The following is a 25,046-nucleotide window of genomic DNA, read 5'->3' as shown; positions in this document are numbered from 1 at the left end:
CTTAAGCTATGATTGTCCTAAACGGTAACCCAATCCCCGAATAGTTCGAATAAAGTCTTTCCCAAGTTTAGCTCTCAAGTGATGCACATATACTTCGATGGTATTACTAGTCACATCACTATCGAAATCATATAACTTATCTTCAAGATTTGCTTTAGAAAAGATTTTATTTGGGTGGTTCATCAAAGGAATAAGAATCGCCCATTCACGGTTCGACAAATCAATCCGTTGACCTTTAAAGGTTGCAATATGTAGTTCAACATTTAAAACCAAGTCACCACTCTGTAATAACTGGTCCTGATTCGCAAGCTGAGCCTCTACTCCACTACGGCGTAATAAAGCATGGATACGAGCCAATAGCTCATCAAATTCGTAAGGTTTTATCAGGTAATCATCTGCTCCGTTGTTTAATCCATCAACACGGTTTTGTAATTGATCTCGTGCTGAAATAATTAACACTGGCGTTGCAGCTCTTTGACGAATTTGCTTTAAGACCTGCATGCCATCCATCATAGGGAGGCCTAAGTCCAAAAGAATTAAATCGAATTTATTTTTAGCCAATTGAGCCAGACCATCTAAGCCATTATTGACCCATTCCACCTCAAATTGATGATATTGCAGCAACGTTATTGTTGACTCGGCAATCATAAAATCATCTTCAATCATCAAGATTTTTGTCATATTTCAGGCTCGCTTTAATTTACATGGGCACAAGAGTGCAACATATCCAGTTGGGGGTTGATGACTTGAGTTTTTACATCTAGCAAACTTAATAAGCTTGGGAATAAATTATCCTGACTTAGGGCTTGTTTAGTCTGTTGGCCTAAACAACTCACTTGAGTAAGATTATGTCTTTTCCAACTATCAGAGAACCACATCATCATTGGTACATGTGTCTGTTGGCTTGGTGCGATTGCATAAGGTGAACCATGTAAATATAAACCATGTTCACCTGTAGATTCGCCGTGATCAGACAAATACCATAAACCAGTTTGATAATTCGATACTTCTTTTAAAGTATTAATCATCTGACTTAAAACATGGTCTGTATACACAATCGTGTCATCATAACTATTGAGTAATTCTGTTCGAGAACAACCCTGTATGGCATTAGTATCACAAGTCGGTTTAAATGGTTGATATGTAGCTGGTGCACGCTTGTAATAAGCTGGACCATGGCTTCCAACTTGGTGTAAAACAATCAGACGTGGGCGCATGTCTTCTTTGGGAATCGTAGCCAAATACTGTTTTAAGCTATCAATTAAAATATCATCATAGCATTCGCCATCTTTACACCATTTTTGCTTTAACTTTTCTGGTATTTGGTACTGCTCGACACGATCACAAGTTCCTTTACAACCAGAATTATTATCAATCCAAGTCACTTGATAACCTGCACGCTTTGCGATGTCTAATAAACCTTCACGATGACTTGCTAACTGCTCATCATAGCCAACACGTGGCATGCCAGAGAACATACATGGCACAGATACAGCTGTGGCCGTACCACAAGAACTTACCTGAGAAAAATTTAAAACATCTTGTTTAGAAAGCTCTGGATTTGTATTTTTGGCATAGCCATTTAATGCAAAACTTTCAGCGCGGGCTGTCTCACCCACAACGAGTACCATCAATTTAGGTAAGTTATTTTGTACTTGCTGAACTTGATGAGCATCTTCACCATAATGGATTAATGGTAAGTTCTTCTTAGGTGCCATCTTGTGATAGTAAGACATTAAAGATGAAATACTATTTTGTGGTGAAACCATTCCTTTTAAATCACGATGTTCACGAAAGATAGATGCAAAATCAATATAGTATGTAAAAAGCAAAATACAGACAATCGCAAAAGAAGCAACAATTGAACCGACTTTTTTAATCAATAAATGAGATGCTTTTTCTTTTTTAAGCTTTACTTGAGAAATGAAAATGATAGGTAAAACTACTAAAAAAACTATCCAACACCCAAAACGCAATGAGATTAAGTCAGAAATCTCAGCTGCATCGGTCTGTACCATATTTTGAATTTGATCTGGTGAAATCACTATTCCGAGTGTATTTACAAAATATGCGCTAAATCCCCCAACAATCACCAAAATAATGGCAATAAATTTAGCAGTCCATTTCCAATTTAAAATTTGTAAAACAGCATAATAAGCAGTGACAAGAATAATGACTGTAGCAGCCAAGAACAGAATAGCCTTTACTCCAAAATATGGAGTTAAAAGATTAATGCTATGGAAGAAACCAATATTGAGAATGGCTCCTAACCAAATAGCTAAAATTAGATTAAACATAAACAGTGAAATCTGTTTATTCCTTAATTTAGAAAAAAAATTAAGCATCTCGGACGACTACAATCTTTTTATGATGCTTCACTTTAGAAATTAAAACTTAAAAATCACTTAAATAAAAAAGCAGTCCTAAATGGCTGCTTTTAGAAATACTCATTGTTAAATTCTATATAAAAAGAAAAAAGTCGAGATTCACATGAACCTCGACTCTTCAAAACATAATTTTTTTGCTAGGTTTAGAAGCTGTATTTAGCCATTAAACCAACACGGTTATCTTTGTAAGACTTACCAGCAAAGGTATCACGCTTACCGTTTACATACTCCAGACCTAAATCAATTGGTTTTACTGGTGTATAAATCACATTAAGCCATGCTTGTTGAACTTTTTCATTCGCAGATGTATTTGCTTTAGCGTAGTCAGTGCCGTCATCAGCGAATTGTGCACCATACGCTAGAGTAGAACGTAAGTTAGGTAAAATTTTATAAGTTCCACCCACTTGTACCGCTACAAATTCATTTTGTTCAATATCGTTATTTACTACTGCATAAGCACTGTTACTACCATATAAGTAAGTATTATTACCTACAACATATGAAGCATCAGCAAATAGTTTTAAAGGATCAGATACTTTAAAGTCGGTACCAGCAGCAACACCCCAACCTGTTTTGTCGTCACCCGTAGTTTGTGATTTATAATTTTCAACTAAAACACGAGCGGAAGCCGAACCTTTGCCGCCTGCATACCCTTGGGTTAATTTAGCTGTTAATACAGGTAAGCTATATTTGACACCATCAGTTGCCCACTTATCATCTTTATCTTTAGCATTACCTGAACTATCACCTTCTTCAGCAGAAACTAATAGTTGTGTTGCTGGAGCAAGTTTAAAGTTATAACGCACTTGTGGAACACGTTTTGTACCACCACCAATGTTTGTCGAGAAGTCGATCATTTCTGGTGCATGGTTAGATAAGAAGTTTGAAGTTGTTTGACCGAATAACCAGTTGTTATAAGTCAAGTAAGCATGACGAATACGTAAGCCATCATTTGTACCCGCAAAGTCGACTTCGATTTTACCACCAACTTTAGCGTCATTTACTGGAGCAGTAAAATCTAAACCAAGACGTGTCGTTTTAGCTGTTGCACGGATTTTATCTTTCGCTTCACCAGTTGACTTGCTTACATCATTAAAGTCGTTGTCTGCACCTTCGATAATATAGTTAGCATCCCCACGAACAAAACCATATAGGTTCACATCAGCGCCCGCTTTAGATTTTAATGATGCTAAAGGTGAAACTGGTGCAGCAACAGGTTGTGCCTTAACTTCAGCCAATTGAACTTGCTGTTGTTGCTGTACTTGCTGTTGTTGTTGCTGTACTTGGCTTTGTTGTTGAATTAAAGCTTTTAAAGCTTCAACTTCTTTACGAAGCTGTTGAATTTCCGCTTTGTCGGAAGTCGCAGCATGTGCCCCACTCATCATTAAAGCTGTAACTGTAAGAGCTAAACTTTTAATAACGAAAGATTTACGATTAAGGAATAGATCCATCAAAAACTCCTAAAAATATATTTTATGTTGCCTATCCATGCCAAGTTGATTTACGCCATTAAATTAGGGGCTAAAAAATCAACTCTCCTCCACTTTGGTTACATTAATTTTATTACCGCAACCAAAACCAATTTCAACGCTGTGCAAGACCAAAACCTAATAACCAAAGACATAAAAAACCTACTTTGAGTTACAGATTTTTACCTTAACTTCATGTTGTAACGAATCCTACACAACTCTCTTATCTTATAGAATGATTAAATCGTTATTTCATTATTCTTTTTTAGACTTTAGGCTAACATCCAATCTAATTGAACACTTTTCTATCCATTTTGATTGATTCACATGATTTTTCTTGTTAACGAGATCCATTTTTTCTCCTTTTAGCTTCCATTTGCTACCCAAACAAGATGGCATAATTAATAGAGCATTTAAATAGCTAAAAACATACATTTTTACAAATATAGACCAAGGTATTAGATAAAGCTTAGATCACTCCTTAAGCGATATTAAATTTCTTTATTTCATTTAGTTAACATTATTTTTCATGTAGTTTTGCATGTTTCCAGAGATAAATAGGAAGCAAAGTAACAACGCCAATAATGACAATAGCTATCAAATAATGGAAATAACCGAAGGCATCTCCAAGCACTCCACTGAAACTATAAAGAACACCACTCACAGTCGCCATGACTGAAACCTGAAAGGTAAAATCTGTACCCGCATATTCTTTTCGACTGTAATGCATAACTAAGGTCAACATAACAACCAACAACATTGCCGAGAATGCATCTTCTAAAGCATTTACGGCATAAACGCCCCAAACATTGAGGGGTATTTTCTGTTCGTAGGCATAAGCTAAATAGCTATAAGCCGCTAAGCTCATAATTTTAAATACTGAAAAAACAATTAAAGCCGTGGGTCTTGAAAAGTATTTAAGCACTCCACCTGCTATTGTCGCCCCTGTCAGGGCAGCTACCGCACCGAGCATCGTGATATAAACACCAATTTGAGTAAAACTTAAGCCCATATCAACCATTAAAGGTTTAAGTAATGGTCCAGCTAAACCATCTGCTACTTTAAAAGTAATGAGTACAACCAACCAAGAACGAAGCTCTTTATTTTGAGAGAAATAACTCAAGTAGGCCTTAATCTTTATGACTAAGTTTTGTTGGTTAAGTTGAGGTTCATTATTTGAATGAGAATTGTGTTTAGGTTCTTTAAATAATAAAACGGGTAAAGTATTTAAAAACACCAAAGCCGCTAATAGCAAAAAAGTGGGTTGCCACGTCAACCAGTCTAAGCACCAGAGTACGGCTCCTCCCCCGACAATAAAACCTAGTCGGGAACCAATCACCTGAAATGTATTGCCCCAATGTTGCTGGTCATGTTGCAGCAAATTAACTGCTAAAGCATCGGTTGCAATATCTTGTGTCGCTCCAGTTAAGTTCATTAAGAGTAGTGAAATGAAAAAGGCAAATAAATAAAGAGGCTGGTCTAAAGTTTGAATAGGGAAAAAAGACAAAATGCAAAGTACACCCACAGTCAAAAACTGAGCGGGTAGAATCCAACTACGATAATGTCCTAAACGCGAAAGTGCATGTCGATCAACCCACGGCGCCCAAAATATCTTGATTGACCAAGGCAACATGAGTAAGCCAAAACCACCAATGTGAGCCAGTGAAACACCTTGCGCCCTTAAAATAACGGGTAAGGCATGGGTCATAAAACCGACAGGCAGCCCTTGTGCCCAATATAAGGAAAATAGCAGAAGATACAGATTTTGCTGCCGCCACATAGATACCTACTTTTTATTTCTTTAATGAGGAATAACATCAAATGTTATGTTGTTCTTACATTTTGCCAATGAAGCATATATTTCAAAAGACTAAGATAAAACAAGGACAAGTTAAAATTTAAAAAAACATGGATCAACATTTCCCTAATCTACCTCATTTGGTTCCCCAGCGTGGTACTGCTTTAAGCCGAGCACTATTTAAAAAACTATTTTTAGCGCAAGGTTGGACAATTGAAGGTGAAATTCCTAATTATCCAAAAGCTGTTGCCATTATTTCACCCCATACGTCTAATATTGATGGGTGGTATGGTTTTCTTGCTATTTTCGGGTTGGGTATTCAAATTACTGTTTTAGGTAAAGATGCTCTTTTTAAACCACCTTTTAAGCGAGCTTTAGATTGGGCCGGAGTCATTCCCGTTAAACGTGACACAGCAAATGGTCTTACTGAGCAAGTTGTTACCACTATTCAAAAATATGACAAAATCTGGATTGGGATGGCCCCTGAAGGTACTCGTAAAAAAGCAAAAAAAATGAAAAGTGGTTTTTACCACATTGCAGCAAAAGCCAATATTCCAATTGTGATGTTTTCTTTTGATTATGACCATAAGACGATTCACTGCTTAGGTCACTTAGACCCAAGTGGAAACTATGATGAAGATCTACAAAAGATTTTTGACCGCTATGAAGGAAAAATTTCACCCAAAAATCGTAATTGGCTTGCTGAACCTTTACAAAATCTAGTGAAAAAAACCTAGCAAAAATTGAGCGAATCTGGTCTTATTGCCCTTCTTAATTTATCTCGACATAGATTATTTTTAAAGATGAAAATTGCTCAATTTGCCAGTATTGGATTTATCTCTCTAGCACTATTTGGCTGTGATAAATTTAGCAAAACACCAACGCCGACTACCTCAATTAAAGCCCGTGAACCTGTCATTGCACTTGCTTTAGGTGGCGGTGGAGCAAAAGGATTTTCACATATTGGTGTGATCAAGGTTTTAGAGTCTCATGGAATTAAACCTAAAATTGTAACGGGTACCAGCGCTGGTAGCTTTGTTGGAAGTATCTACGCGAGTGGGCAAACACCTTATCAATTGCAAAGTCTGGCTCTGAAATTACAAGAGTCTGATATCCGTGATTTAACCCTTAATCGTCAGGGCATTATTCTCGGACAAAAGTTACAAGACTACGTGAACCGTAACGTTGGCAATAAACCTATTGAAAAATTTCCAATCCGTTTTGCAGCCGTGGCAACTCGTCTTGATAATGGACAAAAAGCAGACTTTATTAAAGGTAATGCAGGCCAAGCCGTACGTGCTTCATGCAGTATTCCAAATGTATTTGTACCTGCCACAATCGGTAAACAAAAATATATAGATGGCGGATTAGTCAGTCCAATCCCTGTAAAAACCGCTCGTGATATGGGTGCAGATATTGTGATTGCAGTTGATATTTCAGCGCGTCCAGCAGGGAATCGCCCAGCTAATATGTGGGGATTGCTTGATCAAACTATTAATATTATGGGTCAACAAAGTATTAATGAAGAACTCAAGCAAGCCAATGTGGTCATTCAACCCAAAGTAGGCCATTTAGGTACACTTGACCTCAAATCAAGTAATCAAGCAATTTTGGAAGGTGAAAAAGCTGCTCAAGCTCAAATTCGCCAAATTGAAGGTGCAATTGCAAACTTCAAAAAATCTCCAGCAGCATTTAAGCCCACACCACGCCCTAAATTCTAATAGAGGTGGTTTTTTTCTATCCACATTTCCGATCATCTGCTACAGTGGTAAAAGTGATATTGAGTCACTTTTACTCACATAAATATATATAAAAGAGCAGATCTATGGAGTTTGTTGTACAACCTTGGCATTGGTTTGTATTGGGTATCTTACTTATTCTTTCTGAACTGATCCTCCCTGCCTTTGCTGCACTCTGGTTTGGTATTGCCGCCATTATGGTGTGCGTTCTCTATTGGTTATTTCCAGATATTAGCCTCACAACACAAATTGTATTGTGGATAATACTATCAGTGCTATGCACCATTCTTTGGTTCAAATTTATTAAACCCTTATCCATTGATAAAACCAAAGCGGGATTACCCCGTGAAGCGACCATTGGTCAAATTGGAATGGTGATTCAAACTAACTTGGCTCATGACCAGATTATTGTTCGTTTTCCCATGCCTCTTTTAGGGGCGGATGAGTGGAACTGCCGAAGTATCACTCCTGTTAAAGTGGGTGATCGGGTTCGAGTTATTGACATTTCGGGCAATGACTTAATTGTTCAGGCCCACAGTACTTCATAAACATTAAAGATAAAGAGAGGGTATTTTCATGCCAGTCGGTACTATTATTGTTTTAGCATTTTTGGCTTTTGTTGGTATTACCATTTTTAAGGGGGTCCGTATTGTTCCTCAAGGTTATAAATGGATTGTTCAGCGTTTAGGTAAATACCACTCTACCCTTAATCCGGGGCTTAATTTTGTTATCCCTTATGTAGATGAAGTGGCTTATAAAATCACCACTAAAGATATTGTGCTGGATATTCCATCGCAAGAAGTAATTACACGTGACAACGCTGTATTGCTGATGAATGCAGTAGCTTATATTAATTTAACCACACCAGAAAAAGCAGTATATGGTATTGAAAACTATACATGGGCGATTCAAAACCTTGTACAAACTTCATTACGTTCTATTGTTGGTGAAATGGATCTAGATGATGCATTGTCTTCACGAGATCACATCAAAGCTAAATTAAAAGCTGCTATTTCTGACGATATTTCAGATTGGGGCATTACCCTAAAAACAGTCGAAATTCAGGACATTCAACCCTCTCATACCATGCAAGCTGCCATGGAAGAACAAGCTGCTGCAGAACGTCAACGTCGTGCTGCTGTTACTAAAGCCGATGGTGAAAAACAGGCAGCTATTTTAAGTGCAGAAGGTCGTTTAGAAGCCTCACGTCGTGACGCAGAAGCTCAAGTTGTTTTAGCTGAAGCATCTCAAAAAGCGATTACAATGGTGACCAGTGCTGTTGGAGATAAAGAGATTCCTGTTGCTTACCTTTTGGGTGAACAATATGTAAAAGCCATGCAAGATATGGCGAAATCTAATAATGCCAAAACTGTGGTTTTACCTGCCGATGTTTTAAATACTATTCGCGGTATTATGGGAAAACATAGCTAACCCTATTATTTGATTAGCAAAATTAATATCGGAACGGTGATCTAAAGGTCGCCGTTTTTTTATTTTATTTATCTTTTATATTACTGGTTTTTTAATCTTTTCTGATCTTTCAAAGGTAATTTTTTTACGACTAAATCATAAGAATCGTGAATTAAATCTTCAAGTAAATCGCTTGTTAAGTTCTTATGCGGTGTAATCGAAATCCAGTGCTTTTTATTCATGTGATAGCCCGGAATAATAAATGAATAAAGCTCCTGATATTCCTGACTCTTATACGGATCACACTTCACATTAATCATTTTGACGCCTGCCACTTCTGTTGTCAGCATGAATATTTTTTCTAAAATTTTAAAAACTTCATAATCTGGCCCAAAAGGATGAGTCTGTTGACTAAAGGGAAGATTAAGCGCAATTTCAATTGCTTTTTGATGGAGTTGTTCACCATTCATTCTTTTCTCCTTTATTCATTTCGCATGAATAGAAGTTATGAATATTGATTTAATATTATTAATTGGTACGTGCTAAAAGAAATTGTGAGATCTCAGTTAATTCTTTTGCATCATCACCAAAATAGGCTAAGGCTTCAAAAGCTTGATCATGCAATGCTTTGGCATAAATCTGTGCTTGTTCGAGACCCATTAAAGCTGGATATGTCGATTTTTGAACTTGCTCATCCTTACCAGCTGTTTTACCCAAAGCTTCGGTACTCGACGTAATATCGAGAATATCGTCTAATACCTGAAAAGCCAGTCCAATGGTCTGCCCATATTGGCGTAATTTTGGAATTGCTTGATCTGTTCCAGAAAAAATGGTGACTGCACCCATCATAATTGCGGCCTGAATGAGTGCGCCAGTTTTATTACGATGAATATTTTCAAGTTCATCTTGAGCAATTTGCTTAGCTTCAGCTTGTAAGTCTAACACTTGTCCACAGACCATTTTAGAGGTGGCTGTTGCTAGAATCTGAATTTGTTTTAATACAATCGTGGCGTCAGTACCCAGCCCTTGTTCATCAAACAAACGGCTACCTAAAACCTCAAAAGCCATCGATTGTAAAATATCACCTGCAAGCAAAGCAGTATCTTCACCAAACGCAACATGACAAGTCGGCTGACCACGACGCAGTAAATCATTGTCCATACAAGGCAAGTCATCGTGAGCCAGTGAATAACAATGAATTAACTCGACTGCTACCGCCGCACGGCGTGCAGCAGCAAAATTTGGATTTGGCTGTAAAGAAGCAGTGGCATAACACAAAGCCGGACGTACACGTTTTCCACCAAGCATAACCGCATGGTGTACTGCACTTTTTAAAGGTTCAGGAATCGAAAATGCGGCCAATGTCGTCAATAAATCTTGTTGAATACGTTGTTGAGCTTGGTTTAAAACATCCGCATTAACTTGAGAGAGTGATGACACAGTCGCCTCGATAAAATCAGTAGAGAAATTTTATTGAATGTAATGAAGCATTCATGCGCTACATCATACACGATTCACCGTGAAAAGTGGGTGATGAGTTTTTCAAAGGCAAGTGTAAAAAAGCCTCTACACATTGAGAGGCTTTTTATTTAGAGGAAGTTTAGAAACTGTCACCCGGAACGCGAACCCAACCTTCCATTAACACACGTGCACTACGACTCATAATAGCTTTTTTAACTGCCCATTGATCATTAATAAGCTCAGCTTGAGCACCAACACGTAATGTTCCTGATGGATGGCCAAAACGTACCGCTTCACGTTCACCTCCACCCGCAGCTAAATTTACCAATGTGCCAGGAATTGCAGCTGCTGTACCAATCGCAACTGCCGCCGTTCCCATCATGGCATGGTGCAATTTACCCATCGACAAGGCACGAACAAGTAAATCAACATCACTCTCTGAAACAGGCTTACCACTTGAAGCGGTATAGTTTTTCGGTTTAGAAACAAAAGCAATTTTTGGTGTGTGCTGACGCGCAGCCGCTTCTGAAATGTCTTTAATTAAACCCATCTGTACCGCGCCATATGCACGAATTTTTTCAAAACGTGTCAGTGCTGCTGCATCACTATTAATATGATCTTGTAATTCTGTACCGTGGTAACCCAAATCTTCTGCATTTAAGAAAATGGTTGGAATTCCGGCATTAATAAATGTCGCTTGAAAACGACCAATATCAGGGACATCTAATTCGTCGACAACATTTCCTGTAGGGAACATATCGCCGCCTTCTTCACCATCATCGGCCGGATCTAAAAACTCAATTTGCACTTCGGCTGCGGGGAATGTCACCCCATCAAGCTCGAAATCTCCAGTTTCTTGAACTTGACCATTCGTCATAGGCACATGCGCAATAATGGTTTTTTGAATATTTTTTTGCCAAATTCGAACCGTGCATAGGCCATTTTCAGGAATACGGTCTGCATCAACCAAACCATTTGAAATCGCAAAAGAGCCAACAGCAGCAGTTAAATTACCGCAGTTACCACTCCAGTCTACAAAAGGCTGATCTATTGAAACCTGACCAAATAAATAATCCACATCATGATCTGGCTGAGTACTTTTAGCGAGAATAACAGTTTTGCTCGTACTAGAAGTAGCTCCCCCCATCCCATCAATTTGTTTTCCATATGGGTCTGGGCTACCAATTACACGGAGTAAGAGTTGATCTCGTGCTTGTCCTGCAACTTGGGCTTTTTCCGGCAAATCATCAAGCTTAAAAAATACACCTTTACTGGTTCCACCACGCATATAAGTTGCTGGAATTTTAATTTGCGGTACTGAGCTCATATCAACTGTTATCCTTACTATTATGTTCTTCTATATCAAAACAAGCATTCTTGTTTACCCTTCTCTTCATCTTAAATTGTTTTAAGGTCAAGAGATAGCACTCTGCTTTTATACATCAATCATATTGACGCGAGCATATTTTGAGAATTTAGCAATGTGCTTGCAATGACTTAATCTAAGCAAAATCTAAGAAAAAAAGTCTATATGAAATTATATTTTTTAGAGCACTTTTCACTCTATATTGAAATATTAAAAGTAAACCAATGATTTTAAATATATTTTAATATTACTTTTCAGTCACAGCTTATTAATTTGTAGTCTAGGCTAAAATAACTCCATCTATTAGAATAATTTACTTATTCATTGTGAGTGAAGACCTTTGACCAACGAATCTTCTACACTGCAACGAGGACTAAAAAATCGACATATCCAATTAATTGCTATGGGTGGAGCAATTGGTACCGGATTATTTTTAGGCTCGGCGCAAGTGATTCAATCTGCGGGACCATCCATTATTTTAGGATATGCCATTGGCGGCTTAATCGCGTTTTTGATTATGCGCCACTTGGGAGAAATGATTGTTGAAGAACCTGTTGCAGGATCGTTCAGCCATTTTGCGTATAAATATTGGGGGAAATTTCCCGGATTTTTAACCGGATGGAACTATTGGATACTCTACGTTCTGGTCGCGATGAGCGAACTCACCGCGGTAGCCAAATATATTAATTATTGGTGGCCCCATATACCAGCGTGGACTTCTGTCTTATTTTTCTTTGTAGTCATTACTGCAATTAACTTAACCAACGTCAAATTTTATGGTGAGTCCGAATTCTGGCTCGCTATTATTAAAGTTGCTGCGGTCATCTCTATGATTGTATTTGGACTTTATTTGCTATTTACAGCAGATGTAGGTTCAAGCATTTCATTTAGTAACCTTTGGTCTCATGGTGGATTTTTTCCAAATGGCTTTAGCGGCCTCTTCTATATGTTGGCTTTCTTGATGTTCGCCTTTGGTGGTATTGAACTGATTGGTATGGCCGCAGCAGAAGCAAAAGATCCGAAAAAAACCATTCCAAAAGCAATTAACCAAGTCGTTTTCCGTATCTTGATTTTCTATATCGGTTCACTAACAATCTTACTTTCATTAGTACCATGGAACCAATTAGATCTTGGCGGTCTCGACAAAAGTCCATTTGTTATGATTTTTAGCCAAATGGGAATTGGTTGGGCTGCACACTTACTTAACTTTATTATTTTAACTGCTGCCCTATCTGTTTATAACAGTGGGATGTTTGCAAATAGTCGTATGCTTTACAGTCTCGCTCAACAAGGGAATGCGCCAAAAGTTTTTGCGAAAACCAATAAACAAGGGGTTCCTATTCCCGCTGTTTTACTTTCTGCTTTATTAATCTTTGGTTGTGTTCTTTTAAATTACTTTGTGCCTGAAGATGCTCTTGGACATCTTATGTACGTTGTGGTTGGTGCACTTGTTCTAAACTGGGCAATGATATCAATTACACATTTGAAGTATAGACGCTTTGTTAAGCATGCGAATATTAAGACATCTTTTCCAGCGTTATGGTCACCTTTTAGTAATTACTTAGTTTTAGCGTTTATTGCTGTGGTTCTCTATATTATGTGGACTCAAGGTTTCAAAGAGTCAGTAATGATGATTCCTATTTGGATTACAGCAATGCTCGTACTTTTTGACTATTTAAATCCTAAAAAACTAAATTCCATTGAGAATCCTGAAGAATAAATAAATATAAAAAGCCATTGTCTAGACAATGGCTTTTTTGTTTATAATCAGAAAATTATGCGCCCTTAGCTTAACTGGATAGAGCAGTTGCCTCCTAAGCGACCGACGTGGGTTCGAGTCCCGCAGGGCGCACATATAATAAAAATTTATCTTTTTGTAGAAAAAGATAATAAATAAGGTGTGTTAATTATATTTTCTATAAATTTTTCAATATTATCTAAACTCACTTTTGGCAATACAACCAGATTTTCACAGAAAAAATATTGATTTGATCTCAAATCATCTTCAATAGTTTGTTTCAATCTAATAGGATCATAAAAATTAAATGTATATAGTTTATCAAATACCTGTATATCTACTTCAAAACATCCCTTTAACTCAATTTCCCAAGCATATTTAGAAAAGTCATCAGATAAATTTATAATATAATTTTTCATAAGTTACTATAGCGTGCTAAAAATACCATTAAATCAATTAATCAAACATTTGTTTAATTTGATTATAAAAAAAGCTACCAAAATCAGCTGAGAAAAATTGAAATGTGTTCTCACCAGGAGACCAAATTTCAACTATATTATTACCTTGATTGTTCTTCTCACAATCTAAGACTGCATAATTACCATCACCAAAGTCATAAAAAATAATATATTTAGCAGGTAAATCAGATTGCCTTCTATGCTTTAATGTAATCCAGGTAGCATCAGGAATTCCCGAATTAATTTTTTCTTCATTAATTACTCCATAAAACTCTTTCCCCGCAATGTCTCCACATCCTAATTTTTTTAGAAAATATCTATAACTATCTGGGAAAGTTATTCCCAAATAATCCTCAGCTAATTTTACTAGACGTTCCTCTTTACTCCCCTCAAAATCAGCCTCATCAAGATGTAAATTTATTAAAGCGATGGCCTTATTAACATCATCAATACTCATACATATCACCTTCTATCTAAAATCTTTAGCTCTTTCTTTCCAGTACTGTTTTTTCCACACATCAAATTCTTGCCTATTAATACCAGATGGAATCGCAGTACCAGAATTAATACTAATTTTCAAATTGACCGCTATATATATTGCTAATAACTATAAATTTTATATAGCAATAATTTTAAAATTCTATATATGATTATATAAGATAAATATATTAACCATATTAAATAGACTAAAATTTAAAAAAATTTTCAAGACAATAGCTCACTAATAAAAAGCTGGGCACATGCCCAGCTTTCAATTACTATTATTCTGGAAATATAATCTGACTAGGCTGTACAATAATATTTGGTGGCAATACTTTCAGTTGATTCATAATTTCAATAAGCTCTTTTTGATACACAGTTAAGTCAAAAACTAACTCAACCCAGCCATTATTAAACCACACTTCCCAATAAACTAGGTTATTCTTATGAGTAACCTTGATATAAGTCCACCCTCCATCATCAGCTATTCCAGAGACATCTGTAAATATTAAATAAACTCCAGAAGAGTAAATAGATTTTTCTAATTCAGATGGTACAAGTAAGGCACCTTGATCAACGAATAACTTTAAATCAGATTTATCGCTAGGCCATATAAAGGCTGAATTTTCAAAGGCGATATGATTTATCTCTAACGAATCTCTCCCCTGTACCACCTTAACACTTAAATCTAACTCATTCATAATTATTGCTTCCTGTTTCTAGGGTAGTAAGGAAAATTTATCGAAGCAGCCGCCTTAGGATTATTAATGAATATTCTCATATCCCACTAATTGTATTAGCTGTGCTTATATTAAAGTCATATTTTGTTATATGATTAAAAAAATCTGATGAGGTACGATCAAAATTCAATATCGTATTTCCCCGTAAAGCCTTAATATTAAAATTCTGATTAAAATAGGTGGCATTTGCAGTTTTAGTAGGGTCACACATATACTTAGTTGAACAAGTAAAAAATTAGTCCTTCTAAAATACAAAGGTATATTCTAAAAAAATATACCTTTTAAATTAAAAATAATATAACCCATGATTTAATTTTTAATACTCAAGCTCCATCTACTTACTGTCATTTAATTTATTCCTCAAATTAATAAAATAAATAGAAGGTATAGCTAACACTGCAAATATTGCACTAGGTGGATTAAAATACGTCGTTGATCTTACCTTAAGCAGTGAATAAATTTACTCCAAGCACTCCTTAAGTGGAATATCCCCTCTAATAAAAGATTCAAACCAGCGTATAAAATAAAAATAAGGATGATAAAAAAACAAAGAAACCATATAAAAAAGCGATAGCAAGCATGTATTTACGCTCCTTACTTAAATAAAAGACCAATAATATAAAAATAATTGGAGAGTAAATAATATCTGTCGTGGTTGCTATTGCCAATATAGGTATTACCAACATCATCCACACCATATAGATAGTAAATTTATTTTTGGCTATACTTATTACTAACTTATTCATTTCAATAAACCCAACACAATATAGCATCAGATAAATGAATCAATTTAATCTGATTATTAAAACATAAAAAAACCACTTCATTAGCAATAATTTTAATATATTTTACAAACATTCCAAAATTAAAAATTAATGTATATACTAAAAACATTAGAATTTATATCTTATATATATATTAGAAGTCAGTTTTATTTAACAGCTCTTACTATTTATAACCATTTTGTTTTCATTTAAATAAAAACAACCTGAACCATGATAGCCTACCCCACCATCAATCGAATAGTAATATTGAGTATTTAACTTTAGCTGCTTGGGTTTGTTAATCTCTTTAAATCCGCTTGGTTTAACTCCATAAGTCCATTTATAGGCATAATCATTTTTAAAATTAAACCATTTTATTTCCCTACTTATCTTAATCTCCCATACTGTTTCTTTCACTGTACCGGCAGAAACAGCACTATTATCCATTACATAAAATCGAAAACCACTATCAAGCTTTTTGGCATCACTTTTAGATAGCTGAAATATAATTCCGCTATTAGCATTACCCGAAACAATTAAATCAACTGTACCAGAGCATGCCACTAACACTAGTATAAATAGTAAGCTATACAAATTCCTAATTAACAGCTACCTCCAGCACCACGGTTTTTATAATGTTACCCCTTAATCTTAAAATTTACATTCAGTAACAACTACTAACTCATTCAAACATCTATTTATATTTATTGAATCTTCTTGATCAGAATTTTCATTAACAATTTAAAACATTTAATTATATGCTTTTTACTCCCAAAATGGCAAAAATCACAAATAAAATCAACAATATAAAAAATCATTTTCCCTCTTTAATATAAATCTTACTTGTTATAGGTAAAACACCTACTTTATCCTTAATTAAAGGATTGAAAGCATCTTTATCTTTTAATTCATCCAAAATATAAAAAACAACTATTTTATTTCCTTTAGAATAAAGATTACCGAAATCTCTCTTCAAAATTTCGTTTGTAAATATTACTCCTTCATATATACCATCTTCATTATTATCTGAAATAATAGTTATCATTGCACCATCATCCACAAAAATATTTCCCTTACAAAGATCAGCTATTACCCCACTTACAATATATGTTTCAATATTACCTTTTTCAATATTATCCCACCACTCACTTGTTCCATATAAACCATACACTCCACTTAAACCACTATTAGTAGTACTATCCAGAGTCAAAGCATGTGTAGACCTAATCTCATCTTTTCCATTTTTTTCCAACCACATTTTTAAATCAAAAATCAATTTATACCCTTGATCAATCAGTGCACAATTCTCTATCATTTTATTTAATCTTTATCCATTTTATACTTTACAATCATCTAAATTATTTATCATTTTTAAAAAAATTATTGTACAACTCCTCTCTTCCATCATAGAAAAATAAATCATCAATTTTTTCAAACAAGTAAAAATCACCTATTATTTCTTTAAGCCCATTAAAAATAAGACCTTTTGAATTATATTTTAGTCCTAATGATAATTTTTCAATTAATGAAGAGTGGTTGTCACAATATGAAAATATTTTAATTAAAGAATGAATTTCTTCCTTACAAGGTATATCTACAGTAAGAGTAAGCAAAAAAGCTTTCATATAAAATAAAGTGTTCTTTTCAACTTCGGGAAAGCTAACGTATCCCGAAAAAACTCTCCTATTAACTCCACTTTGGTTATAAATAATATCATTTTTATTACCATCAGCAGGAAAAATAATATCTTTATTTAACTTAATATAACCCACATAGTTATAGGCTATAATATTAATTTCATCTTCATTCATATTAAACACCTACAAGCCATCAATATAGAATAATTTTAATCCCCACCCTTAATATAAACCCTATTAAGTAATGGAGAAACACCTAGTTTTTCTTCTACTACCCAATTCCAAACATCATCCTCTTTTAATTTATCCAAAATATAAATGGATACTATTTCATTTCCAACTTTATAGAGCTCTTTACTTATAGCCTTTTCTTTTTCATTAGTAAAAACTATATCTTGAAATATTTCTTTATCAGTTCCATTTACTTTAATTGTAATCATGGTACTTCCATCTATAAATGGATTTTCTTCATTTATTTCAACTATTAACCCTCTAACATAGTAATTTTCTATATTACCATTTTCGATATTTCCCCACCATTCAGCTGTTGCATATAAACCATTGTCACCCTTAAGCCCCATAGTTGTTCCCTTATCCAACGTAGTTTGTTGTATATTTTTGATATAATTTTCATCCATCAATATTGAAGAAGATGACCTTAAATCAAAAACCAACTTATATCCTTGCTCAAGTAGATTTATATCTTCTATTTTTATCATTTTAATATTCTCCTATCCCTTACTTATTATACTGATTTTACATCATTTACCATTTTCAAATTTCCACCTAACACTCTATTTATTATAAAAAAATAGGACTTAATAAAAAGCCCTATTTCTATAAAACAATATTCTCAATCCTTCACTTCAGCCAACAACGTTTCAGCTGTCAGTTTGCCTAAATTATTAGAAGCAAGTGGGCTATCGCCTGTTCATAGTTTATGGTCTCTATGACATTGACCTGTAATACCATCATTTAAAATTTCGACACCGAGTTTTTCAAGGTTTTCACCCACTAGCCAAGGTGAGGCGCCTGGCATATAACCAATGTCGATGTTCGTTCCTTTATCTAAAGCACCAAGAGAATACACAAATTTGATAAGAAATTACTAAGCTTAGTTTAGGCAAGCCTGTCGTTCACCTAAACCTTAATTATTACGGCTTTACATATTCATCTCTAAAACGATCTTTCCGATGTGATCACCCTGCTCCATACACGCATGGGCACTTTGTACATCTGAAAAAGCAAACGTTGTATAAATTTGAGGTAAACACTTACCTTGTGCCAGTAATGGCCACACATGCTCATGCAAAGATTGGGCAATTTGTGCTTTTTCTTGGGCCGTACGTGCTCGCATGGTTGAGCCTGTAATGGTAGCGCGTTTTAAAATCAATTTTTGTAAATCAAATTCTTTTGCAATGCGCCCTCCCATAAAGCCAATAATAACAAGTCGACCATCACGTTTTAATAGGCTTAAATTTTTCTGGAAATAAGACCCACCCACAATATCCAAAATAACATCAACACCTTGGTCTTGAGTTTGTTTCAATATTTCTTGTTCAAAATCTTGGGTTTTATAATTTATTGCTGTAGTGAAATTTGAGAGTGCTTCAACTTTATCTTCGCTTCCAACCGTAGCAAAAGTTTTAATCCCTAAAGCATGGCAAATGGCTAAAGCTGTGGTTCCAATTCCACTTGCTCCACCATGAATGAGTGCCGTTTCATTTTCTTTTAAACGGCCAATATCGAATAGATTCGCCCAAACCGTAAAAAATGTTTCCGGAATCGCAGCAGCTTGTGTAAATGATAAATTTTTAGGTATTGGTAATACTTGAGTTGCGGTTACCGCGCAGTACTCTGCATAGCCACCGCCATTGGTTAAAGCACAGACTTTGTCTCCAACTTTAAACTGTTCCACTTGCTCACCAACAGCAACCACAACACCGGCAACTTCAAGGCCCGGTATTTGAGTAACGCCTTTAGGCATCGGATATAGCCCCATACGCTGTAAGACATCAGGTCGGTTAATTCCAGCAGCCTTTACCTCAATTAAGACTTCATCTGCTTGAGGTACGGGAATATTCACCTCTTGAACTTTTAGGACTTCAGGTCCACCAGGAGCCGTAATTTCAATAATTTTCATAGTTGTTGGAAAGGTCATTCATATGCTCCATATCTTGTTTAAATCAATATAACAATGAACCTAAAATGAAAACATGTGTCTTACGTTTACTTTGTATAAATAGACAATTCAAATTAATTTTTAGGCATAAAAAAACCTAGAACACTCTAGGTTTTTCATTTCATCAGATTATTTTAAGCCGATAAATTAAAGAACATTGCTGCAATCAAAATAATTACACCTAATGCAATTCGATACCACGCAAATACGCGTAACGTATGACGCTCTACAAACAGTACCAATGCTTTTACAACAAATAAAGCGGCAATAAAAGCGGCAACAAAACCTACCCCAATATTAATCATATTATCGGCGGTCAGTACGTCAGCATTTTTAATCAAGTCAAAAGTTGCAGCGCCTAACATGGTTGGCATAGCGAGGAAGAAAGAAAATTCTGTAGCAGCTTTACGTGATAAACCCGCAAACATTCCACCCACAATAGTCGCACCTGAACGTGAAGTTCCCGGAATCATGGCAACACATTGAGCAAGTCCGACTAAAAGTGCTTGTTTAAAAGTAATTTTGGTCGCATCGTCTGTCTTATGTTCAAATTGTCTAGATTCAACCCAGAAAATAATAAGAGCACCAACAATTAAGGCAATCGCAACCACAATTGGGCTGAATAAAACACTTTTAATAAAGTCTACTGCCAAAACCCCAATAATGACTGCTGGGAAAAATGCAATAAGTACACTTATGGCAAAATGACGTGATTCCACATCACCACTGAAGAAGCCCTTAATCAAGTTAACAATTTTTTGTCGGTATAACCAGCACACTGCTAAAATAGCACCTAACTGAATTACGACCTCAAATACACGACCGCCGTCTGAATGGAAATCGATAATATGACCAAATAAAATTAGATGGCCTGTACTCGAGATTGGTAAAAATTCAGTTAAGCCTTCGACAAAGCCTAAAAACAGTGCTTTTATAACTTCAAAATTTTCCATAACTTGCTCAAAGAAAGTTAATCATTAGAACGATCTAAAATTTATTTTATCGCAATTGTAAGCCTCAAATTTGACTTAACACATGTTCAATATCAGATCATTTCTAACGTTTGTGGTTATTGCCCCTAGTTAAAGGCAGTTTATTTAAAGTGCGATAATGTATCACATCATGATGACAAACTTGGGTTAACTATCGTAAAAAGATAAAACTTGGTAAAGAACTGCCAAAATTTCTCTTGCTCTAGATAAAGCTTTTTTGTCTGAGCCTACTCTACAAAATGATCTTAAAAAGCCCTTAAAAAAACATGATATTATTGTGATTAAATGCAGCTCATATCAAAAATTATATCTGAATGAAAAATACCAAAATTAATGCACGCCATCTTATTATCGATTTGTTTCTTTCCTCAGCATATCCTCAGCTCACCATTAAACAAATATTGATTGCCGCCAAACTTTTCAACTTAAGTGAAAATGGTATTCGTGTTGCTACGACTCGGTTATTAAATGAAGGCATGATAGAAAGTGTCGAGCGCGGTATTTATCAACTTTCGCCATCAACAAAAGAATGGGCTAAAGTCATTTTGAACCGTAAAAATGGCATTAAACAGACCAAAGAATGGCAACAGCATTATCTGGCAGTATTTACTGGCACGTTAGGTCGTATAGATCGCACTGCTTTAAAAAAGAGAGAACGAGCATTACGTCAATTTGGCTTTAAAGAACTCGAAACCGGTATTTATATTCGTCCAGATAATTTAGCCTATAGTTTCGAAAAAACATGTGAAGAACTTGTTTTAGCAGGCCTTGAAAATGAAGCTAAAATTTGTGTTATTCAAAAATTTGACTCAAAAACAGTTCAGTTAATTGCTTCTTTGTGGGATACCCAACAGCTCGAATTAAACTACAAAAACTATAGCCAAGATATTCAGCAATGGCTTTTAAAATATGAAAAATTACCGCTCAATAACGCTGCTGCTCAAGCTTTGCTATTAGGGCGAGAAACCATTACTTTGCTAATGAATGATCCTTTGCTGCCCTCTCCCTTTGTTAATGAACATGCCCGCAATCAGTTTGCTCAAAATGTACAGCAGCTCGATTTAATTGGGCAGAAACTGTGGCAAAAACTTTATGAAAATGAATTAGCCCATTAAAGGTCGATTTATTTTTTTACAAACAAATATTTCACATTTTAAAATTTAATGATTATATTTGTAATATAAAATATGGAAACCAAAATCTAATTTGGGAGAATAAAAATGAATGCGCAGGTGAGTGTGACTGATCTATTTAGCAGAGAAGAAATACAAGAACTCACAGAGCCTTCAGATACATACGGCGCTTGGGCTGTTGCAAGTACGTGGGCTGTTATTGGCGGAACATTTGCTAGCTTAATCATGATATGGGATTACTTGCCAAGTTGGGGCAAATTACTTGCTTGTATGCTTGCCTTGGCCATATTGGCTGGTCGCCAGTTATGTTTAGCAATTTTGATGCATGATGCATCACATAAAAGCTTATTCAAAAATAAGAAAGTAAATGACTTCGTAGGTGAATGGTTATGTGCTCGCCCGATCTGGAATGATTTACATAAATATCGTCAACATCACGTTCGTCATCATGCAAAAACGTCTACTCCAGATGACCCTGACCTTTCTCTAGTTTCTGGTTTTCCTGTAAGCAAAAAATCACTTACTCGAAAATTCTTACGCGACTTAACGGGTATGACGGGATTAAAATTTAGCTTTGGTCGAGTGTTGATGGATCTCGATTTAATGAAATGGACCGTTGCAAATGATCAAGTCTGGTTAGACCGCAGCAATAAACATCTTATTGATTATGCAAAAAGTATTGTAAAAAATAGTAGCGGAGCCATTGCAACCAACGCGGCGCTATATGGTATTTTAAAAGGATTTGGTCAGCAACGTTTTTATTGGTTATGGCCGTTGGCTTATTTAACACCATTTCCCCTATTTTTAAGAATTCGCTCAATGGCCGAACATGCAGGGATGCAAACAAGTAATACAGCCTTAACCAATACCCGTACAACACAAGCGGGTTGGATTGCTAGAAGCTTTGTGGCGCCTATTCATGTTAATTACCACATGGAACACCATTTAATGGCTTCTGTACCCTACTTCAAATTGCCGCGTATGCATCGTTTATTGAGAGACCGCGGACATGTTCCAACACCACCTAGCTATTTTAAAGTAATTCAGTCGCTTTCATCCAAGCCAGAACAAACGGTTTAAAGCTCTCGAATCAGTTTTAGAGGTCACGCAATTAAATCAGTGGCCTTTTTAACTCAAATTTGAACTTAATTCATCCATTTTGCGTTGCGTCTGAAAATACTTGGGCGTGACTCCCATCCAACGTTTAAATGCACGGGTAAAATGAGAGGTGTCGGCATATCCTAAAGTTAAAGCAACTTTTTCAATCGACATGTTATTTTGAGCCAAAAGTTTTTGAGCATGTTGCTTTCTAAGTGAGTCAACCAAGACAGTGAAACTTGTATTTTCAATTGCTAAATAACGTTGCAAAGTTCGCTCTGAAATATTTATGATTTTAGCTACTTGTCCGACTTTCAATGTCTCACCGTCCCCATTCACAAGCAATTTTTCAGTAACTTGTTTAACTCGCCCTTTCCAGCCACTTTGTAACTTTAATTTTTCGATATCTCGCTTACATTGTGCATTTAGCAAAGGCGCCAACATCGGGTCTGCCGTTAATATAGGCTGTACTAAATATTCTTTTGGAAATATCCAGCTGTTGCGTTTTTGATTAAATAAACAAGTCACAGCCAGCTGATTACTCATTTTGGCAAAACCTGTCGGTTCCGGCATTCGTAATTCAACTTTTCCCAAATTGGATAAGCCTGTTAGTTTTTTTGCAATTTGAACAAAACCGACTAACAAAAAAAAGTTGGCATTTCGGCTCAACTGAAATGCTTTGACAGGTTGATGAATTGACCAACATGCAGAATTATTTCCTTGCTTTAATTCTGGTTTAAAAACTTCGCAACGTGACCCAATAAACTGTTCAAGTATTTTCAATGCTTCTCCTAAGTTTGGAGAAACCATAGCAGCCATTCCGACTGAACCATAACATGAAGCCGTCATTTCTAAAGCTAAATACCCTGCTAGTGCTGGCTCTTTGCATAACTCAATCGCCCGTTCAATAAGCTGATTTAAGGTATTGAACTCAACATACCAATAAGGTTTTTTTAATTGATCTACTGTTATGCCGCTTCCCTCCAAAAGCTGCTCACTAGAGACACCCCACTGCCTAACAGTCTTGACGATTAAGTTAATATAAGTCCCGGGTAATTCTGGATTCATAGGCACCGATTGAACAAAATAAAATGGCGTGAAATGGTAAAAACTGTCGGTTCATGAACTATGCCATGCTTTTAGATTGATGCATAGTTATACAAAATAAAATCCGCTGAATTGCTCTAGGCAGTACAATTTCCAAAAAAATACAGGTCTCCCCTATGAATATCTTGATTGTCCATGCTCATCCAGAACCATTATCTTTTACGACCGCATTAAAAAGTACAGCTAAACAAACCTTTGAAAAACTGGGCCATCGGGTAGAGGTTTCAGACTTATATGCAATGCAATTTAATCCAGTTGCATCAAAAGAAGATTTTTTAGAACTCAACCAACCTGATTATTTTAACTATGCATTAGAGCAAAGAAATGCCAGTAAAAATCAACTTCTAGCTCCTGATATTCAAGCAGAAATTGAAAAGGTTAAAAAAGCTGATTTAGTCATTTTAAATTTCCCACTCTACTGGACATCTGTGCCAGCAATTTTAAAAGGCTGGATTGATCGTGTGTTTGTTTCAGGACTCTTTTACGGTGGTAAACGTTTTTATAACCACGGCGGAATGGCTGGTAAAAAAGCGATGTTGTGTTTAACACTCGGTGGTAGAACACACATGTTTGGGGAGAACTCTATTCATGGCCCAATCGAAAATTATCTATCCCCGATTCAGCGCGGTACTTTGGCATATGCTGGTTTTGAAGTTCTACCACCATTCACTGCCTACCATGTGCCTTACATTAGCCAAGAAGCACGAGAAATCCTTCTCGAAGACTATGTGACGTATCTCACTCATCTGGATCAACTTGAACCACTAAACTTTCCCAAGCTTGAGCAATTTGATGAAAAGCTATATCCACTCTAACGCTGTGTTTTAGCTCTAAAAATAGAATAGCCAAATCTATCTTTTATTTTTGGTTATTCTCTCTTATGGTCATTCCCAAACAGGAGACTAAAGTTACTCAAGAAATAGATCAAATGGTAAAAAAAATTAAGGGAAACTTTTTCATAAAATTAAGAATATAAAACTGAATCAATAATATACAGATGTAGAGAAACTAGACTTATCAAGTAAAAATGACGACCAATACTCATTCCATAATCACTTAGCTCATATTTTTACAAAAAAATCTTTGA

At 35.7% G+C, this 25,046-nt stretch carries 27 protein-coding genes, 1 tRNA gene and 1 pseudogene; 9 read left to right on the top strand and 20 right to left on the bottom strand.

Features of this window, described 5'->3' with window-relative positions; all coding sequences use genetic code 11:
- Window positions 1–6: 6 nt before the first annotated feature.
- The 5 genes from AC2117_RS03700 to AC2117_RS03680 form a co-directional block, all read right to left on the bottom strand.
- Window positions 7–681 carry a response regulator transcription factor gene (locus AC2117_RS03700; RefSeq protein ID WP_133972011.1) on the bottom strand — a complete coding sequence of 225 codons (675 nt, stop codon included), beginning with the start codon at window positions 679–681 and terminating at the stop codon, window positions 7–9.
- A 14-nt stretch (window positions 682–695) separates the two neighbouring features.
- Window positions 696–2,345 (bottom strand): phosphoethanolamine transferase, encoded by a 1,650-nt coding sequence (locus tag AC2117_RS03695; RefSeq protein WP_133972009.1) that lies wholly within the window; start codon window positions 2,343–2,345, stop codon window positions 696–698.
- A gap of 185 nt (window positions 2,346–2,530) precedes the next feature.
- Complete coding sequence (locus AC2117_RS03690) at window positions 2,531–3,838, bottom strand: DcaP family trimeric outer membrane transporter (protein WP_133972007.1); 1,308 nt, start codon at window positions 3,836–3,838, stop codon at window positions 2,531–2,533.
- 273 nt (window positions 3,839–4,111) lie between these two features.
- Window positions 4,112–4,303 (bottom strand): hypothetical protein, encoded by a 192-nt coding sequence (locus AC2117_RS03685; protein ID WP_127493960.1) that lies wholly within the window; start codon window positions 4,301–4,303, stop codon window positions 4,112–4,114.
- A gap of 73 nt (window positions 4,304–4,376) precedes the next feature.
- Window positions 4,377–5,636, bottom strand: a complete 1,260-nt coding sequence (locus AC2117_RS03680) for an MFS transporter (RefSeq protein ID WP_197730982.1) — start codon at window positions 5,634–5,636, stop codon at window positions 4,377–4,379.
- Between the two features lie 128 nt (window positions 5,637–5,764).
- Here AC2117_RS03680 and AC2117_RS03675 point away from each other — a divergent pair, with 128 nt between their 5' ends.
- The 4 genes from AC2117_RS03675 (at window position 5,765) to AC2117_RS03660 (ending at window position 8,824) form a co-directional block, all read left to right on the top strand.
- Window positions 5,765–6,391 carry a lysophospholipid acyltransferase family protein gene (locus AC2117_RS03675; RefSeq protein WP_042897723.1) on the top strand — a complete coding sequence of 209 codons (627 nt, stop codon included), beginning with the start codon at window positions 5,765–5,767 and terminating at the stop codon, window positions 6,389–6,391.
- A gap of 66 nt (window positions 6,392–6,457) precedes the next feature.
- A complete protein-coding gene (locus AC2117_RS03670; RefSeq protein WP_133972005.1) occupies window positions 6,458–7,375 on the top strand; it encodes a patatin-like phospholipase family protein in 918 nt (305 codons plus the stop codon).
- A gap of 104 nt (window positions 7,376–7,479) precedes the next feature.
- Window positions 7,480–7,941, top strand: a complete 462-nt coding sequence (locus AC2117_RS03665) for an NfeD family protein (protein WP_133972003.1) — start codon at window positions 7,480–7,482, stop codon at window positions 7,939–7,941.
- 28 nt (window positions 7,942–7,969) lie between these two features.
- Complete coding sequence (locus AC2117_RS03660) at window positions 7,970–8,824, top strand: SPFH domain-containing protein (protein WP_133972001.1); 855 nt, start codon at window positions 7,970–7,972, stop codon at window positions 8,822–8,824.
- Window positions 8,825–8,904: 80 nt separating this feature from the next.
- Here AC2117_RS03660 and AC2117_RS03655 read toward each other — a convergent pair whose 3' ends face one another.
- The 3 genes from AC2117_RS03655 to prpF all read right to left on the bottom strand — a co-directional run bounded on the left by AC2117_RS03655 (window position 8,905) and on the right by prpF (window position 11,591).
- Window positions 8,905–9,273, bottom strand: coding sequence for an MmcQ/YjbR family DNA-binding protein (locus AC2117_RS03655; RefSeq protein ID WP_133971999.1), 369 nt, complete (start codon window positions 9,271–9,273; stop codon window positions 8,905–8,907).
- Window positions 9,274–9,331: 58 nt separating this feature from the next.
- On the bottom strand, window positions 9,332–10,243 hold the full coding sequence (locus tag AC2117_RS03650; RefSeq protein ID WP_133971997.1) for a polyprenyl synthetase family protein: 912 nt from the start codon (window positions 10,241–10,243) through the stop codon (window positions 9,332–9,334).
- A gap of 160 nt (window positions 10,244–10,403) precedes the next feature.
- Window positions 10,404–11,591, bottom strand: a complete 1,188-nt coding sequence (gene prpF, locus AC2117_RS03645; protein WP_133971995.1) for a 2-methylaconitate cis-trans isomerase PrpF — start codon at window positions 11,589–11,591, stop codon at window positions 10,404–10,406.
- Between the two features lie 379 nt (window positions 11,592–11,970).
- Here prpF and AC2117_RS03640 point away from each other — a divergent pair, with 379 nt between their 5' ends.
- Together AC2117_RS03640 and AC2117_RS03635 are read left to right on the top strand one after the other, a co-directional pair.
- On the top strand, window positions 11,971–13,350 hold the full coding sequence (locus AC2117_RS03640; protein ID WP_133971993.1) for an amino acid permease: 1,380 nt from the start codon (window positions 11,971–11,973) through the stop codon (window positions 13,348–13,350).
- Window positions 13,351–13,409: 59 nt separating this feature from the next.
- Window positions 13,410–13,482 (top strand) — tRNA-Arg (locus tag AC2117_RS03635).
- 14 nt (window positions 13,483–13,496) lie between these two features.
- Here the strand turns inward: AC2117_RS03635 and AC2117_RS03630 are convergent.
- The 11 genes and pseudogenes from AC2117_RS03630 to AC2117_RS03580 form a co-directional block, all read right to left on the bottom strand.
- Window positions 13,497–13,787: a hypothetical protein gene (locus AC2117_RS03630; protein WP_133971991.1), complete on the bottom strand. Its 291-nt coding sequence runs from the start codon at window positions 13,785–13,787 to the stop codon at window positions 13,497–13,499.
- Window positions 13,788–13,824: 37 nt separating this feature from the next.
- Entirely contained in the window at window positions 13,825–14,283 is a 459-nt protein-coding gene (locus tag AC2117_RS03625) for an SMI1/KNR4 family protein (RefSeq protein ID WP_133971989.1), read from the bottom strand.
- Between the two features lie 304 nt (window positions 14,284–14,587).
- Window positions 14,588–15,007 carry a hypothetical protein gene (locus AC2117_RS03620; RefSeq protein WP_133971987.1) on the bottom strand — a complete coding sequence of 140 codons (420 nt, stop codon included), beginning with the start codon at window positions 15,005–15,007 and terminating at the stop codon, window positions 14,588–14,590.
- A gap of 545 nt (window positions 15,008–15,552) precedes the next feature.
- Complete coding sequence (locus AC2117_RS18830) at window positions 15,553–15,792, bottom strand: hypothetical protein (protein WP_133971985.1); 240 nt, start codon at window positions 15,790–15,792, stop codon at window positions 15,553–15,555.
- Window positions 15,793–15,981: 189 nt separating this feature from the next.
- Window positions 15,982–16,374 (bottom strand): hypothetical protein, encoded by a 393-nt coding sequence (locus tag AC2117_RS03610; RefSeq protein ID WP_227549224.1) that lies wholly within the window; start codon window positions 16,372–16,374, stop codon window positions 15,982–15,984.
- Window positions 16,375–16,624: 250 nt separating this feature from the next.
- A complete protein-coding gene (locus AC2117_RS03605; RefSeq protein WP_133971981.1) occupies window positions 16,625–17,125 on the bottom strand; it encodes a hypothetical protein in 501 nt (166 codons plus the stop codon).
- A 43-nt stretch (window positions 17,126–17,168) separates the two neighbouring features.
- Window positions 17,169–17,621 carry a hypothetical protein gene (locus AC2117_RS03600; RefSeq protein ID WP_133971979.1) on the bottom strand — a complete coding sequence of 151 codons (453 nt, stop codon included), beginning with the start codon at window positions 17,619–17,621 and terminating at the stop codon, window positions 17,169–17,171.
- A gap of 35 nt (window positions 17,622–17,656) precedes the next feature.
- On the bottom strand, window positions 17,657–18,166 hold the full coding sequence (locus AC2117_RS03595) for a hypothetical protein (RefSeq protein ID WP_017392521.1): 510 nt from the start codon (window positions 18,164–18,166) through the stop codon (window positions 17,657–17,659).
- Window positions 18,167–18,300: 134 nt separating this feature from the next.
- Window positions 18,301–18,550: pseudogene (locus AC2117_RS03590) on the bottom strand (protein deglycase HchA); the annotation flags it as partial.
- A 59-nt stretch (window positions 18,551–18,609) separates the two neighbouring features.
- Window positions 18,610–19,608, bottom strand: coding sequence for an NAD(P)H-quinone oxidoreductase (locus tag AC2117_RS03585; protein ID WP_133971976.1), 999 nt, complete (start codon window positions 19,606–19,608; stop codon window positions 18,610–18,612).
- Between the two features lie 155 nt (window positions 19,609–19,763).
- Complete coding sequence (locus AC2117_RS03580; protein ID WP_133971974.1) at window positions 19,764–20,582, bottom strand: undecaprenyl-diphosphate phosphatase; 819 nt, start codon at window positions 20,580–20,582, stop codon at window positions 19,764–19,766.
- Between the two features lie 353 nt (window positions 20,583–20,935).
- On the opposite strand from AC2117_RS03580, the gene AC2117_RS03575 reads away from it, so the two are divergent.
- Window positions 20,936–21,736 (top strand): PaaX family transcriptional regulator C-terminal domain-containing protein, encoded by an 801-nt coding sequence (locus tag AC2117_RS03575; protein ID WP_133971972.1) that lies wholly within the window; start codon window positions 20,936–20,938, stop codon window positions 21,734–21,736.
- A gap of 105 nt (window positions 21,737–21,841) precedes the next feature.
- Window positions 21,842–22,834: a fatty acid desaturase family protein gene (locus AC2117_RS03570; RefSeq protein WP_133971970.1), complete on the top strand. Its 993-nt coding sequence runs from the start codon at window positions 21,842–21,844 to the stop codon at window positions 22,832–22,834.
- Window positions 22,835–22,882: 48 nt separating this feature from the next.
- Here AC2117_RS03570 and AC2117_RS03565 read toward each other — a convergent pair whose 3' ends face one another.
- A complete protein-coding gene (locus tag AC2117_RS03565) occupies window positions 22,883–23,920 on the bottom strand; it encodes an AraC family transcriptional regulator (RefSeq protein WP_133971968.1) in 1,038 nt (345 codons plus the stop codon).
- Between the two features lie 155 nt (window positions 23,921–24,075).
- Here AC2117_RS03565 and AC2117_RS03560 point away from each other — a divergent pair, with 155 nt between their 5' ends.
- Window positions 24,076–24,774, top strand: coding sequence for an NAD(P)H-dependent oxidoreductase (locus AC2117_RS03560; RefSeq protein ID WP_133971966.1), 699 nt, complete (start codon window positions 24,076–24,078; stop codon window positions 24,772–24,774).
- The last annotated feature ends 272 nt before the right edge of the window (window positions 24,775–25,046 follow it).

Origin of the sequence: Acinetobacter calcoaceticus, from assembly GCF_900520355.1 — a bacterium.
Taxonomy (GTDB): Bacteria; Pseudomonadota; Gammaproteobacteria; order Pseudomonadales; family Moraxellaceae; genus Acinetobacter; species Acinetobacter calcoaceticus_C.
Note: the sequence above shows the minus strand (reverse complement) of the source record. Positions and strands in the feature narration are given on the sequence as shown.